Raw genomic sequence first — 18,158 nt, 5'->3', positions numbered from 1 at the left:
CGTCAAGGATCCGGTCACGCTGTATCTGCAGACGAAAGCCGGCATGCTCAAGCCGATCTGGCCAATGCAGGGAAGGCCTGCTGGGAAATGCCCGCGACGGCGCCGCTGCCACAACGGCTCTCGAGCTTGCGCAGGAAGCCTTCGAACATCAGCAGCGTCCACAGGGGCGCACTGTAGTCGCGCCGTCCCGACTGGTGGTCGTCGACGAGTTCGGTCAGATAGCTGCGGTTGAAATAGCCGGTCTTCAGCAGTTCCCCTTCGAGAAGACGGGTGCGCACGGTCGAACGCAGCGGACCGCGGAACCATCGGGCCAACGGCACCGCGAACCCCATCTTCCGACGGTACAGCACGTCATGCGGAAGATGCGGCTCCATGGCTTTCTTGAGGAGCCACTTGCCTTCGCCGTCACGCACCTTGAGGGACGAAGGAGTGCTGCAAGCCACTCGACGAGAGGGTGATCCATCAGCGGCTCCCTGACCTCCAGCGAGTGCGCCATGCTCGCACGGTCGACCTTCGTGTTGATGTCCCCGACGAGATAGGTCTTGAGGTCGAGATACTGAACGAGGCCGAGCACATCCTCGGACTTGTAGCGCGCCGCATGTCCGCGAAACACTTCCACCGCGTTGTAGCTTCCTGTCTGCCGCCGGAATGCATCCGAGAAGAGGCGCCGGCGCATAGGATCGCGAAAGATCGAAACGCTGTGAAAGTACCCTTGGACGGAGTCCCGGGCCAGAGATTCGAACGTGCTCTTCGCGCGTAGAACGCGCGGAGCCCAGTCGAGCTTGGGGTACGCCGAACCAAGGGCACCGAACAGCGGGCGGCGTACGGTCAGGGGCAACATGGAACGGATACGGTCCTCGTTCATGTGCATTCGATACCGCCTGTAGCCGCCGAAACTCTCGTCCCCGCCGTCTCCGGACAGTGCCACCGTGACCCGGGTCCGCGCCAGCTGACAAACGCGATACGTCGGAATGGCGGAACTGTCCGCATACGGCTCGTCGTACAGGCCGACCAGTTCGTCGATGAGCGAGTAGTCGTCGCTGTCCACCTGTTCGACGAAGTGATCGGTGTTGTACCTTGCTGCCACCTCTCGCGCATATGCGGACTCGTCGAATGCCGGATCGGCGAACGAGATCGAGCACGTCTTGACGGGTGACGCCGATTGCGTGGCCATGGAAGCGACTACGGCACTGGAGTCGACACCACCGGAGAGGAATGCGCCCAGCGGCACCTCCGAGATCATGCGAAGTCTCACGGACTCCCGCAGTCTCCTGACGAGTTCTTCCTGCGCCTCGTCATCGCTGATCGTGGAATCGAGCGTGAACTCCACGTCCCAGTAGCAGGCGGGCGGAGGCAACGGCTTGCCCCTCCGGATGGTCAGCGTATGTCCCGGAGGAAGCTTGTGGGTGCCGACGAAGATCGTTCTCGGTTCCGGCACGTAGCCGAGCGCGAAGTACTCCTCGATCGCGTGGGGATCGAGCGCCGTCGCCAAGGCACCGTGAGCGATGAGCGCCTTGAGTTCGGATCCGAACAGCAGCATGCCGTCCGGCAGAAGGCTGTAGAACAGCGGTTTCACTCCGAGGCGATCCCGGGCAAGGAAAAGCGTTTCGCTGGATCGGTCCCAAAGCGCGAAGGCGAACATGCCCCGGAACCGCTCCACACAGGCCGAACCCCATTCTTCCCACGCGTGCACGATCACTTCGGTGTCACTGCGCGTCTTGAATACATGTCCGCGCCCCGCCAACTCGGGAATCAGTTCCTGGTAATTGTAGATCTCGCCGTTGAAGACGACGGCCACGGAGCCGTCCTCGTTGAACAGGGGCTGATGACCCGCAGCGACATCGATGATGGCGAGACGCCTGTGTCCAAGACCTACGCCCGGCTCGAGATGAAGGCCGCCACCGTCGGGCCCACGATGGAGCTGGCTCTCGTTCATACGGTGCAGGATTTCCCGGCCCACGTCACGACGGGAGATTGAATCGAAGACTCCAACGAGACCGCACATGTCGAACCTACTCCATTGAACGGCCGGAGGCCGCGCATTCGCTGCGTTTTTGACGGTGACCTGTCGGCCCCTTGTTCAACAACACGGCCGCGCCTCCGGAATCATCTGTCGACGGCCACGAGCGGCCCGTAGACGTCTTCGTAGCGGCTCACACTGTTTTGCCACGTACGCTCCTTCTCCACGAAGGTCCTGGCCTTGCGCCTCAGGAGCGGCCACCCGGCCGGGTCGCTGAGCAGCTTTTCCACTGCGCCGGCGAGCGCCGATGCAACGCCCGCCTTGAAGAGAATCCCTGTCTCGCCATCCCGAATGAGTTCCCGGTGACCACCGACATCGGAGGCGATGAGAAGACGGCCCTGGGCCATTGCCTCCAATGGCTTCAGCGGAGTGACAAGCTCGGTGAGACGCATGGGGTAGCGGGGATAGACGAGCACGTCGACGAGATCGTAGTAGAGCCCGATCTCGGCATGCGGAACTCTGCCCAGGAAGATCACCGCGTTCTCGATGCCCAGCTGACTGGCCTTGGCCTTCAGCTCCATCTCCTGCGGACCGCCACCGACGAGCAGGACCCGCGCCTTCGGCTGCTTGCTCAATATCATGGGCATCGCATCGAGGAGCAACGCCAATCCCTCGTAAGCGTAGAAGGATCCGAGGAAACCGAGGACGGTGCATCCCTGCAATCCGAGCCTGCTGCGCAACCCTTCGTCTCCGGGATGATCGAACTGGAACTTGTCGACATCGACTGCGTTGGGTATCACAGTCACCTTGGCGGCGGCTATGCCACGGGCAACGATGTCGCCCCGCAGCCCCTCGCAGATGGTCGTGATCCGGTCGACGCGCCTGAGCGCGTACGTTTCAAGGGCGCGCGTGAGCCGATATCTGAGACCCCCCTCCCTGGCGGTGCCGTGGTCTACCGCAGCGTCTTCCCAGAAAGCGCGCACCTCGTAGACGACCGGTATGCCGAGACGGCGAGCGACACGCAACGCCGGTATGGCATTCAGGACGGGAGAATGGGCATGAATCACATCCGGTTTGACGCGCATTGCCACGTCATGGACGCGGCCGGTCAACTGCCGCATCAGGGCGAATTCGCGCAATCCAGGCAGCGAGTCGACAGATCCGGAGGCGCCGCGAGTCCGGAAGAAGTGCCAACCGTCGATGTCCTCCTCGTCCACCGAGGCGCCGGGATGTTTCGGGCTCGTGACGTGAAAGGTCTCCCACCCGCGCTTGCGCTGCTCCTTGAGAATGGAAAGAGTCCTGAACGCATAACCGCTATGGGAGGGAATCGAGTGGTCGAGTACGTGAAGTATGCGCATCGGTCCGGATTCTGACGAGGCTATTCGCGGATGCCGGGGCGGGCCGGGACAAAGCATGAATCATTGGCGGCCATGCCGGACCGGGCCACTTCAAGGGTGGGAAGGCAAGTGTGCACGGAGGTCGGCAAAGACGGAGGCATATCGACAACCGCATAGGCAAGGGCAATGCCAGACACACGGTCACCATCGCAAACGCAGACGCAGGCCCGGAGCTGGTCCGCCGAACGTGCTAGCGAGGCGCACCGTGCCCCGACTGGAATCCCTCGAGTGTCCCGAAAAGCGCTTGCAGGCGAAGTTGGGCGAATGTCGCGAGACTATCGGCCAGCTTGGCGTCGGTCGAGCGCTCGAAGGTCTGGGTCCACAGAATGATCGCCGAATCGTCCCCTCGACCCATGACGCGCGCCAAACCAAGCAGAAGCTTTGCCACTATGTCATGAGTGGTCGTCCAGCCCGCCACCCAGTAGAGGCGCCTTGTCACCACTCTCCGCTCGCCCAGTTGGAACTCCTGCTCGAGCACGGTGCGCGCGACACCGCCGTCAAGGAGTTGCTCGGCCCTGGCGGGAGGCTTCGTCCACCACCGATCGGACACCAGCAAGCGGTTCTCGTAGGCGTTCAGTTCCTTGCCCTTGACCTGATTCCTGTACCACGCGATCAGGACCCCGACTCGGGTGCCGTCACAATCGTACTCACCCTCGATCCGTATCACCGCATTGGCGTACTTGGGAGCGATGGGCAGCTTGCCGGCAACGAGGGAGCACCCGGTCAGGAAGGATTCCAATTCGGCCTTGGTGGGGAACGCCCGCCCGTCGTTGCCGTCCGACTCGTTCATCGAGACGAGCCTCCAAGGCACCACGCAGACAAGCACCAGTAGCAGCGCTACCGCCACGCGCGAGGTACTGACCGCGTCCGGCCTTGTTCCCTCGGTCGCGACATGCTGTGGAGAAGGGTCTCTCCACCGCGCCCCCACACTGAAGATTGCGAAGACCGCGATACCGAAGATGATCCAACCCAGCGTCAGGTGTCCGACCACCACGCCGTACTTGTTGCCGGAGAGGTGGGCAACCACCACGATCGTGTAAGCCCTGACCCAGTTGGCGACGATGGGCAGCACGACCGATATGGCAACGAAGACCACGCGCTTCTGCCACGACGTGAACGTGAGATAGGCGAATACCGAACCCGCGAAGGTCGACACCGACAGATAACGAACGCCGCTGCACCACTCGATCACCGACCACTGTCCGGTGGGTATGACGAAGTTCGTGCCTTCCTGCCACACGGGTATGCCGGAGAGCCGCAGTCCGGCGACGACGGAACTGGCCGTCCACTCCATGAGGATCGGCACCATCGACGGTCCGAGAGGGATCGCGAAAAGAAGAAACGACAGCGGCCCCATCATGGAACGAAACACCCGATCGCCCAGCACGGACCACAGCGCTCCGTAAACCATCCCGACCAACGCGAACTGGGACACCACGGACGCGCCGGCGAAATTTCCCGCAAGCCAGGCAAGGCCTGCGGCGAATATCAGAAAAAGACCCTTGGGTGTGGGACGCGCAGCTTCCGATGCGATGCGGTCACGGTTCCGCCAGAGGAGCCAAAGGCAGACCAGGACGGCGAAGGGACCGTGGGAAGAACTCGCGGATTCTTCCCAGAGCGACACGATCTCCAGCGATGTGGGACCGTACAAGCCGAAGATCCCCGCTGCCGCCGCGATCGCGGCAATTCGCGCCGGCGATCGGACACCGGAGGCAACGACACCGCCCGCGCTAGTTCCGGGCGCCAACGAACACATCCGCAAGACCTTGCCTTGTGCTGTCGCCCTGGTCGTTGGGCGCTCCTTCGAGCATTGCCTCGACGCCTTCCACATTCGTGACCCAGTCGTAGAACCGGGAGACATAGTCGCGCGGAGTACCAAGATCATTGCGCGCCACCTTGTCCAGGCCTTCCAGGACAGCCTCTGCGAATTCGTGCGCCGTATCGGCTTGGCGAAGTCCATACCGACTTGCGTCGACCAGGGGCGCGGCGCACTGCGCGTGCGCGACGACCTGCTTGTCCATGGCCATGGCTTCGAGAATCTTGTTCTGGATGCCGCGGGCCACTCTCAGTGGCGCCACGACGAGCCGTGCATGCTGCAAGTATGGCCGGACGTCCGGAACGCTTCCCGTCACGACGACGCCGTCGATTTCCTGGAGAGCCTTGACAGTTGGCGACGGATTCATCCCCACGACGTAGAACCGAAGGGCGGGGTGACGGCTTCTCACCAGAGGCCATACGTCACGCGCGAACCAGGAAACGGCATCGATGTTCGGCCAATAGTCCATCGCACCTGTGAAGACGATGGCTTCCACGCCCGCGAAGGGATCGGCCAGGGAAGAATCGGGGCAGAAGAACCCGCGATCCACACCGTTGTTCACCACCTTGACCCTGCCGGTCACCGCGGGCGAGAGACTTTCGAACACTTTGCGTTCGTGGTCGGCGACCAGCGTCACGACCTCGCACCGCATGGTGATTCGCGTTTCATACTGCAGCAGCTTCTCGCCTTCCCGCCGATAGATCCAGGACGTGATACCGCCCCGGCGCTCGGCGTATTCCATCCATTTCGCGGAATCGACGTCGCAGAAATCGATGACTCTGCGCATGCCCGCAGCATTCTCAACGTACTGCGCCATGGAGGACGAGAAGACGAAGCAGCGGCGGACGTTCCCCCCCTTCTTCATTTCTTCCACCCAGTCGCTCATTCTCCGGGAGCGGTAGTAGGGCAGCGTCAACGCCTCGCCGGTCATCAGCCCTCTCAAGGAAAGGACCCTGTCTTTCCGCGGACGCAGAGGCAGGAGAAAGACGGTCTCGCACCACTGCTTGAGTTCTTCCGCGCGCGCCCAGTCTTCCGGCTGATCGACAAACGCACCGAGATGAATGCGATAGCGTCTGGCCAGGTTCTTCAGGATGTTGAACGACCGGACCTTGTCTCCTTTGTTCGGCGGATAGGGAATCCGGTGAGACAGGAAGAGCAGTTCTTCCATCGACGTCAGCCGAGATTTCGAACGATGCGAGGCCCCAGGAAGTTCACGACGGGCCGGGGCAGCCGTCGCCATGCCTCGATGAAAAGCCGGTACTTCGGATTCCTCGGGTTGTTCTCCGGGATGCGATCCACCGTCAGAAGGCAGTACTCATAGCTGAGTGACGCCGGTTCGAATCCCCAGTTCTTCTTGAAGTCGTAGGAGCCCGTGCCCTTCTTGCTGCGGCCATAGTCGAAGATCCGGCAACCTCGCTCGCAGGCGCGCCGCATGAGTTCCCAGTACTTGAAGTCGTTTGCGGCGAGATCCCGCGCCGCCGTCAGATCGCCCGCGTAGTAAGGCAACACCTCATCCTTGAAGTAGAAGGACATCACCCCTGAAACGGGCGTCCCGTTCTTGTCCACCACGATGAGGCATTCGCATGCATCGCCAAAAACCCGCTTCAACTCCTGGAAGTAGCGCTTGGGAAAGGGCGGTGTTCCGTGGCGATGCACATTGTCCGCGTACAGTTCGAAGAACCGGTCGACCGACTCGTCGATCTCGCTGCGAAGCTCCGCCTTGATTCCTTTCCGGACCATGGCCCTTTGCTTGCGCGGAATGGCGAGCATGTTGGCCTCGACATCCGGCAGCAGTTCCTTCCGGAAAGTCACGTAGAGATCCTGTACCGGCCAGCTGCGCTCCCTGACACCGGTATTGCGCAATTCGAGGTAGGAAGCTCCCACCTCCCTTGCGAATGCGACGCCTGCTTCGTGCAGAGAGCGCTGCGCCCCTTCGTCTGCCGCGACGGCCCCACCATAGACGCAGAAGGGCAGCGAACTCACCGAGTGTCCGAAGATCCGGCTGCGAACCTCCGCCAGCGGCAGCACTCCGACAATCCGGGCCGTCCCGCTCCGCCAGAAGGTAACGTGTCCTGTGCCCGAACACGGATTCGATGATGCCCTTCCACGACGACAGGTGAAAGAAGGTGCCATTCGTCATCGACAGGACGAAGGAATCCCAGGCCTGCCGGTCGGCCGCCCCCAGTTCACGCACTGTTGCGATGTCTCGCATCTCGCGCGTCTCGGCTTCGTAGTGCATCATGTCTGCGGGAGAAAAACGTGGTCAACGCGATCCCAGCGGAAATCCGCCAGCAGTTGTCTGAGTCTGGGCACTGTTCGACGCAAGTTCACGTAGTGGCGGAAACGAGTCTTCGCATTCACGCCGTGGACCCGGGGCTGATCGGGATCCACCTCCCACGGGTGCATGTAGAAGATCGCCGGCTGCCTGTCCAGGCGATTGACCCGCCGTATCAACCAACGGGACAAGCCATAGGGGAGAAAGCGGAAATAACCCCCGCCGCCAGCCGGCAGATTGGTGCTGAGGACTCTCGACGTCGTCACCGGAATCTCCATCAGCCCCGGCCGTACCTCGTACGTGAAACGCGGCGCGTCCGGAATGCCGTAGTGATCATGGCGAATGGGATAGATGCTGGAACTGTACCGGTACCCCGCCTCGGCAATGCAATCGAATGCCCACTGATTGTTCAGTCCGATGGAGAAGCTGGGTGCGCGGTAGCCCTTGATCTCGTTGCCCGAGAGATCCTCGAGAATGGCCTTCGCCTTGCGAATGTCCGCGGAGAAGCGTTCCCTGTCCAGATCGCTAGCCCGTTCATGCCCGAACCCATGGCTTGCCAGTTCATGCCCGGCCCGGACGATCTTTCTGATGGCTTGAGGATGTCTTTCAGCAATCCATCCCAGGGTGAAGAACGTTGCCTTGTTTCCGCTCTGTTCGAGAAGTCCCAGGATGATGTCCAGGTTTCTCTCGACCCGGCACGGAATGCTGTCCCATGAGGATCTGGGTATGTAGGGAGCGAGTGCGGACACCTGGAAGTAGTCCTCGACATCGATGCTGAGAGCGTTGGGCCGCAACGCCGTGGTCGATCTGGTCATGCGAAGCGCTCCTCAGTGCCGTACCTGGGGACCCTGCTTGGCGATCGGTTCGATGACGTGCACCATCTTGCGAAGCATCTGCAGAAGTGAGGAAAGGGTCCTTTCCAGACGCGCGACCCGGCCGTGCAGGCTGGGATCGCCCAGTTCATCCAGGGCGTTCTCGACCGAGCCGATACCTTCGCTTGCGCCGATATGGCCGCCAGGTTCGTCCAGACGGTTGTCGACGCTGTCCGCCGCGGGTCCGGAACCTTCGCTGGTCTGCATGACGGCGCCCAATTCCTCCTGAGTTCCTGGGCAACCACCTCCACGTCGGCGGCCGTCAGACTGTGCGCATCGCGAAGGAAGCCGGCGAGCATCAGCCGGTTGCACACGAGGTTGATACGGCGGGGAATACCGGAGGTGAAAGCGTAGATCGCCTCGTAGGCATCACCCTCGACTTTCGGGTCGCCCTTCCACCCGACATGCTTCAGGCGATGCTCGATGTATCGCTCCGTCTCGTCCCGGTCGAGAGGGCCCAGGTGATAGGACGCAATGACTCTCTGACGCAACTGCTGCATCGTGTGGTGCTGCATGATGCGACGCAGTTCCGGCTGCCCGACGAGAAAGCTCTGCAACAGTGCGCGATCGCCCACCTGGAAGTTCGAAAGCATTCGCAGTTCTTCGATGGCCCGGGGCGAAAGGTTCTGTGCCTCGTCCACGATGAGCAACGCGCGTTTCCCCTTCGACGCGATCGACTTGAGATACTCCTCGAGGTCGGCCAGCAGAGATCCCTTGTCGGTTCCCTTGGTCGGGAGTCCGAACGCGGCGCACACCGATCGCACCAGATCGTCGGCGTCGAGCATGGTACTCACGAGGTGAGCCGCGGCGACCTTGGTCTGATCGAGATGCGCGAGAAGGTTGCGAACCACCGTGGTCTTGCCTCTGTGATGACGATGAAACCCTCACCCTGATAGAGCCCGTACTCGAGATAGGCATAGGCACGCTTGTGGACCCTGCTCTCATAGTAGAAGTCCGGGTCCGGGCTCAACTGGAACGGCTTTCCGGATAGCCGATAGAACGACTCGTACATGAAGGATCCTCAGTAGAACGTGTGCGTCAAATCCGCCAGCACCGCCTTCTCCTGGAAGTCGTTGGCCTGGTTGGACGTGAAACGCTGATATCGGATTCCGCCGGACAACCGGGTGCGGGGCGTCAATGCATAGCTCGTGGTCAGGCGATAGGAATCCTGAGAGGCCTCCACGCCCGCCTGTTGCCCCGTGGTCGGTGGCGAAGTCGTGATCGTGTGCGAATATGCACCGACCACGGTGATCTGCTGCGTCAGCTTGTGACTCTCACTGATGCTGAATCCGCGCCGGAATATCACCCCGGCGTTGGTGAAGGGATCGGTAATGCCGGTCGCCACGGCGTCGCTCAGCGACTCCAGCCGCGACCATGTGTATCCGATGGAGAGGGTGTCTCGCCTGCCCGTCAGCACAAGATTGGGATTGATGGTCTCCACCAGCGTGATCCGCGTCGTCAGCAACCCCGAGGAGAGACTGGTGTTCTCGGGCAGTCCTCCCTGGAGCATGAGCCGATCAACCTCGGCCTCCCGGGCAACCGCATCCGGAATGGAGGCCAGGAGCGTCTGATCCAGGAGGTCCCGGGTGCTGACCGCCAGGTTGCTCCCTCCGAGCCCAGGAAGAATCTGTTCCGCCTTGGATGCGCGAAGACCGAAACTTGCCCGACTCCAGCGATGATTGGCATCGATCTGATAGCTGGTGCCGAAGAACCGCTTCTCGATGTTGGCCGAGACACGTGTGCGTTCGGTGGGTCTCCACGAGAAACCCCCGCCGTAAACCGGACCCGAAATCTTGGACAGTCGATATTCGTTGTCTTCGTATCCCGCGTGGACGTAGGGCGAGAAGACCGGGCTCAGGCCGAATGTCGCACGCAGGCGCGCGATGTCCGAGGTGGCGACACGCGTCGAGGCGAAATCGCGCGTGGAGTGGGAGTACTCCACCGAGGGCACCACGAGCGTTCCGGGAGCAGTCTGGGCTCTCGCCGTCGTGGTATTGGACGTCGAATCCGAGAATGCGCCTGTGGAGAAAGTCGAGTACTGAAAGTTGTGGCGAACCTGGTACTGCCCGCCGCCGGGAAAACGTCCTTGAATGTAGGGCGACAATCCGAGCGTTCTGGATTCGACCCGGTTGACGTTGATCAGCGCCGCGTCATTGGTGCTTCCGCCGAACGGTGACACCTCCGTCTGCACGATGGACGCACGAGCATCGACGAACATGAAGTTCTCGACGGCTTCCAGGCGCGCTGTGGCATTGAGATTGTTGACAAGTGTTTCCGGAGCGGACTCGTTGATGAACCCTCGCACGACAGGACTGTACAGTGCGGAGAGTGTCAGCCGCCGCCCTTGCCCTCTCAGCCCGATGGTCGGAGAGGTGGTGAGGATCACATCGCTCCCGCCGCCACCGGCCCCGCCCACGCCCCCGAGACGAACGTTGTCCGTGATCACCACTCCCAGATTCAGGCGCGCGATGGGCTTCCACTCGGCGCCGTGCGCAGTTGCGGCCGCAGCTGCAAGGGCAGCGGCGCCGGAGGTGAGGGCCAGAATCTGGATTGCCTTCGCGCAGCGCGTCTGTGGAAACGGAACCTGACCGCCGGCACATGACCCGCGCGGTACGCACCCCGCCTCGACCCCTCCGGTCTGGAAGAGCTTCACGATTCACTCAGCCGAAGAGTAGTAATAGGAGTAGTAGTACCCTTCGTCCCTCGAGGACGACTTGTTCAGCACAGCCATGACGACCGGGCACGCCTCGATGCTCGCAAGAGCCTCCGATACGGTGCTCTGTGCCGTCTGCTCGGCTTCGACGACGTACACGACCTGCCCCATGTGCTGGGCAAGCACCCGCGGCTCCGGGGCGGCCAGCAAAGGCGGAGAGTCGAAGAGAATGATGCGATCCGGATAGCGCTCGTAGAGCTGTTCGACCAGCTTCTCCATCACGGAACTGGCGAGCAGTTCCGTCGCATGTTCATGCCGGGTGCCCGCGGGTATGAAGGAAAGCCGCCCGAGGTTCGTCCGCATCATGACATCCGAAACATCGAGCTTCGGATCGACCAGGAGGTCCATCAGCCCCCGGGACGGCGGAATGCCCAGCATTTCCGCGAGTGCCGGACGCGTGGGATCTCCCTCGACCAGCAAGACCGTGCTGTCACGTTCCATGGCGATGCTCAAGGCGAGATTCATGGATATGAAACTCTTTCCTTCGCCAGGCAGCGCGCTGGTGACCATGATGCGTCTTGCGAACTTGACTGGCGTGGCCCCCTTGGCGGCGCAATTGTTGATGATCGGACGCTTGATCACTCGCAGTTCGTTCGCCAGTCTCGACTGAGCCTGATCCGGAGTCAGAAGTCCTTTCTCTCGGATCCGATCGAAGTCGATCTCCACAGCACGCGATTTCTTTCCGGAGCCGGCTCCGTCCGTCGCTTCACGCTTGACCGCTGGCGAACTCGGCGTCTCGGAAGACGGTGCAACGGTGCGCACCTGGATGGCTTGTTCCGCCGGGGTGACTGCAGCCGGAATCGAAATCGCAGGCTCGGCCGGGATGTTCGGCCTCGCATTGCCGACGGGTGATTCGGCGGGTTCGCGTTCGCGCAGCTCGCGCATCTTTCGCGCGGCTCGCTCGATGATGTCGTCTTCGGCGTGCTCGGGACCGGATTCGGCTTTTTCGGCAGGATAAGCGAGGCTTCCGGCCACCTGGCTTCCAGCCTCGCGGAGCTGTTCGAGCCGGCGTGCGGCTTGTTCGATGAGGCTCATCGGAATCTCCTAGACTGCCCGGACCACGAACATCAGGAAGACCAGGGCCGAACCAAACGCCGCGAACAGTCCTGCCAATCCGCCGAAGAAGACGACATTGGACACGCGGCGGCGACGGCGGCTGGACGGGCCATCCTGCATGGATATCGCTCCGAGCACGGGGCGCTGGAGCGCCTTCCTCAAGCCCTTCAGCGAATGGAATACCGGGAACAGCTGGCTGTACGCCAATGCGGCAACGGCTCCTGCGCCGAGGGAAACGCCCACGACCGCGCCAAGCAGAAGCAATCGATTGGGCGCGACCGGCTTGTTCGATACGCGGGGGGGATCGATGATCCGGAAGTCGGCGACGGAAGCGCTCTGTTCCAGTTGACCGGTCATCATCGCCGATTCGCGCCGCCCCAGAAGATTGTCGTAGTTGCTCTTCTGAACGTTGTAGTCCCGATTGAGCTGCACGAGTTCTTCCTCGAGTTCGGGCCGCATGCGAGCACGGGAACGAACTTCTTCGATGCGCCGCTGCAGTTCATCCGCCTTGCCCCTCAATGCGGCAGCGTTTGCCTCGGCATCCGCCAGAGACACCTTGAGTTGCTGGTACACCGGATTGCGGTCGGGATTGAAAGTCCTGGCGACAGGCCTCTTGCCGCTCTGGGCAGATTTCTTCCGCTCTTCCACGATCTGCTCGCGTTCACGTTCAAGGTCGGCCAGCAGCCGCTTGGTGCTGACGACATCCGGATGCTGCTCCGTGAAATTCCGCAGCAGCTCATCCAGCTTGCTCTTCAGCGAGGAAATACGTCCGTCCACTTCGGGGATGGAGATGGTCGATCCGGACTTTGCGTTCGTATCGAAATCCGGGTCGCCCATGAGCACAGGCTCTTCGCCGGCAAGTTCCTTCTTGAGCGCGTCTCTCGATTGCATTGCCGCCCGCAGGTCGATCTTCGTGGTAGCGAGCTGCGCCTCGAGACCGCCGATGGTCTCGATCGCGTTTCCTCCCCCCATCTGTTCGAGGTTGCGAAGCTTGAAATCCTTGAGGCGACGCTCGGCCTCCTGCAGCTTGCGCTCGTATTCCTGGATCTGCTGCTCGATGAACTGCTGCGCTTTCTGCGTGTCGCGGCGATTCCCGCCCAGCCCCGACTCCACGAAGATCGTCAGCAGCGCGTCCACGACCCGCTTGGCACGCGCGGTGTTCTGATCCACGTACTTGATCGTGTATAGGTTGTCGCCAGGGGAGCCCGAAATGCTCAGATTCTTGATGAGGCGTTCCACCAGCGCCTCCCGCTGCTCGGGTGTCTTCACGTCCAGATCCAGATCCGCCATGCGGATCAGCTTGTCGACGTTGGGCCGGCTGAGCAGGGTTCTGCTCAGCATGCGCACCTGCTGCTCCACGTTGGGCTGTACGGCGAGACCGGACATCAGTGGCTTCAGCACGGACTGCGTGTCCACGAATACACGAGCCGAGGCTTGATACTTGTCCGGCGCCACGGCCAGTGCCACGAGTCCCGCGATGGCCACCACCCAGGCCGCAGCCAGTCCGATCAGACGCCGCCGCCACATCCCGCGAAGATAGTCGAGGGCTTCCTGAAAAATCACGTTCACGGTCGATTCACCCTGACGTTAAGGGAATTCCGGTCCGACAGCATCCCAGGTCAGAACCAGCTTTGAGGAATCACGAGGACGTCACCTGGCTTCACATCGACGTTGGCGGACAGATCGCCACGTCGGACAAGATCCTTGAGACGCACGTTGTAGAGCTTGCCTCCGTCGGAAGTGCGCAGAAGCACGGCACGATTGCCATCGGCAAAGTCGGTGATACCCCCGACCATGATCATCAGATCCAGCATGGTCATGTTCTGGCGATACGGCAGGGCTTGCGGCCTGGCGGCTTCCCCCACAACACGAATCTGCTCGCTGTAGGGCCCGACGAAATTCGTCACGATCACCGTGACGATGGGGTCGCGAATGTACTTCGAGAGTGCCTTCTCCATGTCCCGCGCCAATTGCGTCGGCGTCTTGCCCAGGGCGGGAAGGTCTTCCACGAGGGGCACGGTGATGCGGCCATCGGGACGCACGGGGACAGCCTGCGAGAGATCGGGATTTCGCCAGACAATGAAATTGACGTTGTCTCCCGGCCCGATCACGTAGTTGTAGTCGGGGGATGCTGCAACGCGAGGCGCAGGCGGATACTTGGGCCCGGTGGCGCAACCGACCAGGGCCGACACGACCGCCATGCCGGCGACCAAGAGGGACAATGAACGAATCCAGCCGTCACGCGACATGTCTTGCCTCCAAGATTTCGTTTCTGGAACTCATGCTCTCAATGTTCGATCGTCGATCGGATTCCCGCCGATTCGCAGGATCTGGATGGACCGGTCAGGCAGTTCGGCACAGTGGCACACCGCAGAGGGAGATGGAACGCGCATCGGACTCGAGCCTCACCCAGAAAGCAACGCATATGCCACGAAACTTTCCAGCAATCCCCGGCACATATTGATTTTTTTGCGAATTGACCGATAAGACCTCTATGCAGGCGCGTACATTCCCGGCTGTCCCTGCTCCGATGTCTCGAAGCACAGGAAATCGCGCATCGCGGGACGCTCGCCGATCAGGAACTCGCTGCGCCTGTGCATTGGAGAGATAATCCGGCATGGTGCTCAAACAGGAGATTGCCCCGTCCCAGCTGGAAGTGGTTGACGCAGAACAAGCGCATGGAACCCTCGATTCGAAAGACCATCGATTCCCTTAGGCAGGAATCGGCCACCCAGCCCGGCCGGGAACGGACGAGCGACCCGGACACGCCCGCCGGGTTGATGGATGACAACCGCCTGATCGTTTTCGACGGAAAACCGTTTCCGGTGGGCGAACTCGCCACGGAACAGCTTGACCGCCGCCTTGGCGAACGAGCCGATCCGAGTGTGTTCAAGGTGCGGCTGGCTCGGTCCAGGGCACTTTATGACGCCGGAGCGCTGGTCCAGCGGCGGTACAGCCATCGCGGATACGAGACGCCGAGCACGCCCACCGAAGCAGACCCGCAACTGACGACATTTGTCGCCTATAGTCAAGGAGTTGTGGTCGGCACCGTAGGCATCAGACTGGATACTTCCGAGTCTGGCAGACTCGGCGCCGACGATCTCTACGGAGAGGAACTCGAGAAGTTGCGGGATGCCGGCGCCAGGATCTGCGAGTTCACACGGCTTGCCGTCGATACGGAGGCCTCCTCGAAACCCATTCTGGCTGCGCTGTTCCACACGGCGTACCTGTTCGCCTACAAGGTACGCGGCTACGACTGTGCCGTCATCGAAGTCAATCCCAGGCACGTCATCTTCTATCGCCGGGCGCTGAAGTTCGATGTCATCGGCCCGGAACGCCTCAACCGGCGGGTCAACGCTCCGGCCGTGCTGCTCTGCGTCAGTTTTGAATCGATTTCCGAGGGGCTTCACCAGTACGCGGGAAAGCTGGACCTGACGAACAAGACCCACACGCTGTTCCCCTATGGATTTCCTCCCGAGGAGGAAGCGGGCGTTCTGGGGCGGCTGCGGTCGCTGCAGGAATCCGAACTGGTCTGATCGTCCCGCTCGGCACCCGGCTATCCCGGGACCTCACACCAGTCTAAGAGTGCCAATTTTCGGCATGGGCGCGCCCTGCCCCATGGCGACCTTGACGTCTTGACGGACTCACAGCAGGAACAGTGTTGCCAGGCCCAGGAATATGAAGAACCCGCCGCTGTCCGTGATCGCAGTGATGAGCACGCTCGATCCTACGGCCGGATCACGCCCCAGCCTGTGCATCACGACCGGTATGAACACTCCGAACAACGCCGCGACCACCAGATTGAGTGTCATGGCCGCGGTCATGACGAGTCCCAGAGGCACGCTGTGGTAGAGCATCGTGGCAAAGAATCCGAAGATTCCTCCCCACACCACGCCATTCAGCAGGCTGATGGCAATTTCTTTCTTGAGCAGCGCCTTTGCGTTGGCACGATGAATCTGGCCCAGCGCCATCGCGCGGACAATCATGGTGATGGTCTGATTCCCTGAGTTCCCCCCGATCCCGGCGACGATCGGCATCAAGGCTGCCAGGGCGACCAGCTTCTCGATGCTGCCCTCGAAGATGCCGATGATGCGGGACGCGATGAATGCGGTGACGAGATTCACGGCGAGCCAGGTCCAACGGTTCTTGGCGGATTTCCACACGGACGAGAAGATGTCCTCTTCCTCTCGGAGACCCCCGAGGTTCAGCATCTCGCTGTCGCTCTCCTCGCGGATGTAGTCCATCACCGATGCGACGGTCACCCTCCCCACGAGCTTGCCGCGATCGTCGACCACCGGGGCGGACACGAGCTCGTATCGATCGAAGGCCTGCGCGGCTTCCTCGGCGTGCTGTCCCGGTTCGAAGCGCACCCTGTCTTCCACCATCACCTCGGCAACCTGCCGATCGGGGTCGTTGACCAGGACCGTCCCGATCGGCAGAACGCCCTTGAGTATCTCCGAGCGGTCCACGACGAACAGCTGGTCGGTGTGGTCAGGGAGTTCATCCAGGCGCCTGAGGTACCTGAGGACGACCTCAAGGGAAACATCCTCGCGAATCGTGACCATCTCGAAGTCCATGAGCGCGCCGACCGAGTCCTCCCGGTACGACATCGCCGCACGAAGCTGCTCCCGCTCTTCCGTGGACAGGGACTCGAAGACGCCCTCGATGACGTCCTCGGGCAGATCAGGCGCCAGATCCGCGATCTCGTCCGCATCGAGCTGTTCGGTCGCGGCAACGAGTTCCTCGGGCTCCATGTCCGCGATGAGCGTCTCGCGTACCGCATCGGACACTTCCAGCAGAATCTCACCGTCCCGCTCGGCCTTGACGAGGTTCCAGACGATGAGACGTTCTTCCAGAGGCAATGCCTCCAGGATGGTGGCCACATCCGCCGGGTGAAGCTGCTCCAGCTTCTTCTGCAGTTCGGCGAGATTCTGTTTGTGGACGAGGGACTCGACCAGCTCGTGCCTGCGCATGTCCTGTTTGTGAACGAGCTGCTCGACGATACGATGCTTGGAAAGCAGCGCGAGAACCTGTTGCAGGCTCTCCTGTACGCTTTCCTTGTGCTTCGATTCGTCGGCGTCAGACATGGTGGGGGACGCTCAAGTGAGATCTGATCAATGTTCGCGGCTCGCATCGCAACGGGGTTCGCCCTCTGCAGGGACGCGATCCTGCAGGACATGCCCACGAATCCGCGCCTTCCTCAAGCCACGAACTCTCTGCTGCATCGGCCAGAGGGCTATTCTAGGGAAGCTCCGTCCGATGTGCGCGGATCACGTTGCCGCCGCAGATCGAGAAGGCAGCGCGGAAGCCGCCATCGGACCTCCGCCGGGCGGCCGACGCATCCGGCACCCATGTCCCGCACCGCTCCCGGGCAACGGAAGTGGCGGGCGTCTCACCTTGTCGGCCCGGCCTCGTGGGCTGCAGCACATGGTCGGCCGGGCCTTCGTATCCCCCAGGTCACGAGTCCTGCACCGCGACCTCGCCGACCGGACCGACCTTTCCTTCGAGATGGATCGAGTGCGAGAGAAGAAACGACACGCGGCGATGGCATTCGCCACCGCCGCGTGTCTACGCTGTGCGCCGAGTTTCGATATTTCGCAGGAATTCTGGTGGCTTCCCACGCCACCATCTGCCACCCGCCATCGCGCTTGACCCATACGTTCGTGAATCTCAGCGGTACTTCGATGTCCTTGCCATCCAGCGTCACCTTGAAGTCGCCGCGGCCCGTCATGACGCCGGTGCAGCCATAGGCCTTGATGCGGATGTCGCTGCGCTCGGTCTGGCGGTACACCACCCGGCCGGACCGGATGGAATCCAGGTAGGACTCCTTGGAATCCACGACGGACGACGAATGCGTGTAGATCAGATCGTCTCCCAGATACTTGCCGACCTTCGCGAGGTCCCCCGTGACGAGACCCTTGTACCGATCGGCATCCGCTGCGAGCACCTCGTCCGCGACGCTGGCCGCGTCGCATGCAAGCGCGGAGCCGGCGTGGGCGAGCACTCCCGCCATCAGCAGCCCTGCGAAGTCACCAAAAGTCCGTTTCTGCATTTTTCACCTCCCGTCGT

The 18,158-nt window shown here is 61.8% G+C and carries 11 protein-coding genes and 3 pseudogenes; 1 reads left to right on the top strand and 13 read right to left on the bottom strand.

Going from position 1 to position 18,158, the window contains the following annotated elements; all coding sequences use genetic code 11:
- Positions 1-47: 47 nt before the first annotated feature.
- From IPK20_07210 to IPK20_07160, 11 genes and pseudogenes are all read right to left on the bottom strand, one after another.
- Positions 48-2,005, bottom strand: a pseudogene (locus tag IPK20_07210) (amidotransferase 1, exosortase A system-associated).
- 101 nt (positions 2,006-2,106) lie between these two features.
- Positions 2,107-3,318, bottom strand: coding sequence for a glycosyltransferase, exosortase A system-associated (locus tag IPK20_07205; GenBank protein ID MBK8016525.1), 1,212 nt, complete (start codon positions 3,316-3,318; stop codon positions 2,107-2,109).
- 229 nt (positions 3,319-3,547) lie between these two features.
- On the bottom strand, positions 3,548-5,104 hold the full coding sequence (gene epsI, locus IPK20_07200) for an EpsI family protein (GenBank protein MBK8016524.1): 1,557 nt from the start codon (positions 5,102-5,104) through the stop codon (positions 3,548-3,550).
- Positions 5,088-6,341 (bottom strand): TIGR03087 family PEP-CTERM/XrtA system glycosyltransferase, encoded by a 1,254-nt coding sequence (locus IPK20_07195; GenBank protein ID MBK8016523.1) that lies wholly within the window; start codon positions 6,339-6,341, stop codon positions 5,088-5,090. The genes epsI and IPK20_07195 overlap by 17 nt, the downstream gene beginning before the upstream one ends.
- Positions 6,342-6,346: 5 nt before the next feature.
- A pseudogene (locus IPK20_07190) lies at positions 6,347-7,385 on the bottom strand (FemAB family PEP-CTERM system-associated protein).
- Positions 7,386-7,411: 26 nt separating this feature from the next.
- Positions 7,412-8,263 (bottom strand): DUF3473 domain-containing protein, encoded by an 852-nt coding sequence (locus tag IPK20_07185; GenBank protein MBK8016522.1) that lies wholly within the window; start codon positions 8,261-8,263, stop codon positions 7,412-7,414.
- Positions 8,260-9,332 (bottom strand): annotated as a pseudogene (locus IPK20_07180) (AAA family ATPase). Before IPK20_07180 ends, IPK20_07185 begins: the two are co-directional and overlap by 4 nt.
- Before the next feature lie 9 nt (positions 9,333-9,341).
- A complete protein-coding gene (locus IPK20_07175) occupies positions 9,342-10,973 on the bottom strand; it encodes a TIGR03016 family PEP-CTERM system-associated outer membrane protein (GenBank protein MBK8016521.1) in 1,632 nt (543 codons plus the stop codon).
- Between the two features lie 3 nt (positions 10,974-10,976).
- On the bottom strand, positions 10,977-11,918 hold the full coding sequence (locus IPK20_07170; protein ID MBK8016520.1) for a tyrosine-protein kinase family protein: 942 nt from the start codon (positions 11,916-11,918) through the stop codon (positions 10,977-10,979).
- A 159-nt stretch (positions 11,919-12,077) separates the two neighbouring features.
- The gene (locus IPK20_07165; protein ID MBK8016519.1) at positions 12,078-13,616 is read right to left on the bottom strand and encodes a chain length-determining protein; all 1,539 of its coding nucleotides are present in this window, start codon (positions 13,614-13,616) and stop codon (positions 12,078-12,080) included.
- A 92-nt stretch (positions 13,617-13,708) separates the two neighbouring features.
- Positions 13,709-14,338, bottom strand: a complete 630-nt coding sequence (locus tag IPK20_07160; GenBank protein MBK8016518.1) for a polysaccharide biosynthesis/export family protein — start codon at positions 14,336-14,338, stop codon at positions 13,709-13,711.
- A 429-nt stretch (positions 14,339-14,767) separates the two neighbouring features.
- Here IPK20_07160 and IPK20_07155 point away from each other — a divergent pair, with 429 nt between their 5' ends.
- Positions 14,768-15,625 carry a long-chain N-acyl amino acid synthase gene (locus tag IPK20_07155; GenBank protein ID MBK8016517.1) on the top strand — a complete coding sequence of 286 codons (858 nt, stop codon included), beginning with the start codon at positions 14,768-14,770 and terminating at the stop codon, positions 15,623-15,625.
- A 108-nt stretch (positions 15,626-15,733) separates the two neighbouring features.
- Here the strand turns inward: IPK20_07155 and mgtE are convergent, their stop codons facing one another.
- Positions 15,734-17,176 (bottom strand): magnesium transporter, encoded by a 1,443-nt coding sequence (gene mgtE, locus IPK20_07150; GenBank protein MBK8016516.1) that lies wholly within the window; start codon positions 17,174-17,176, stop codon positions 15,734-15,736.
- Positions 17,177-17,481: 305 nt separating this feature from the next.
- Positions 17,482-18,141, bottom strand: coding sequence for a nuclear transport factor 2 family protein (locus tag IPK20_07145; protein ID MBK8016515.1), 660 nt, complete (start codon positions 18,139-18,141; stop codon positions 17,482-17,484).
- Between the last annotated feature and the right edge of the window lie 17 nt (positions 18,142-18,158).

The sequence above is a fragment of the Betaproteobacteria bacterium genome (genome assembly GCA_016713305.1).
Taxonomy (GTDB): domain Bacteria; phylum Pseudomonadota; class Gammaproteobacteria; order Burkholderiales.
This window is presented reverse-complemented; position numbering and strand designations above follow the sequence as displayed.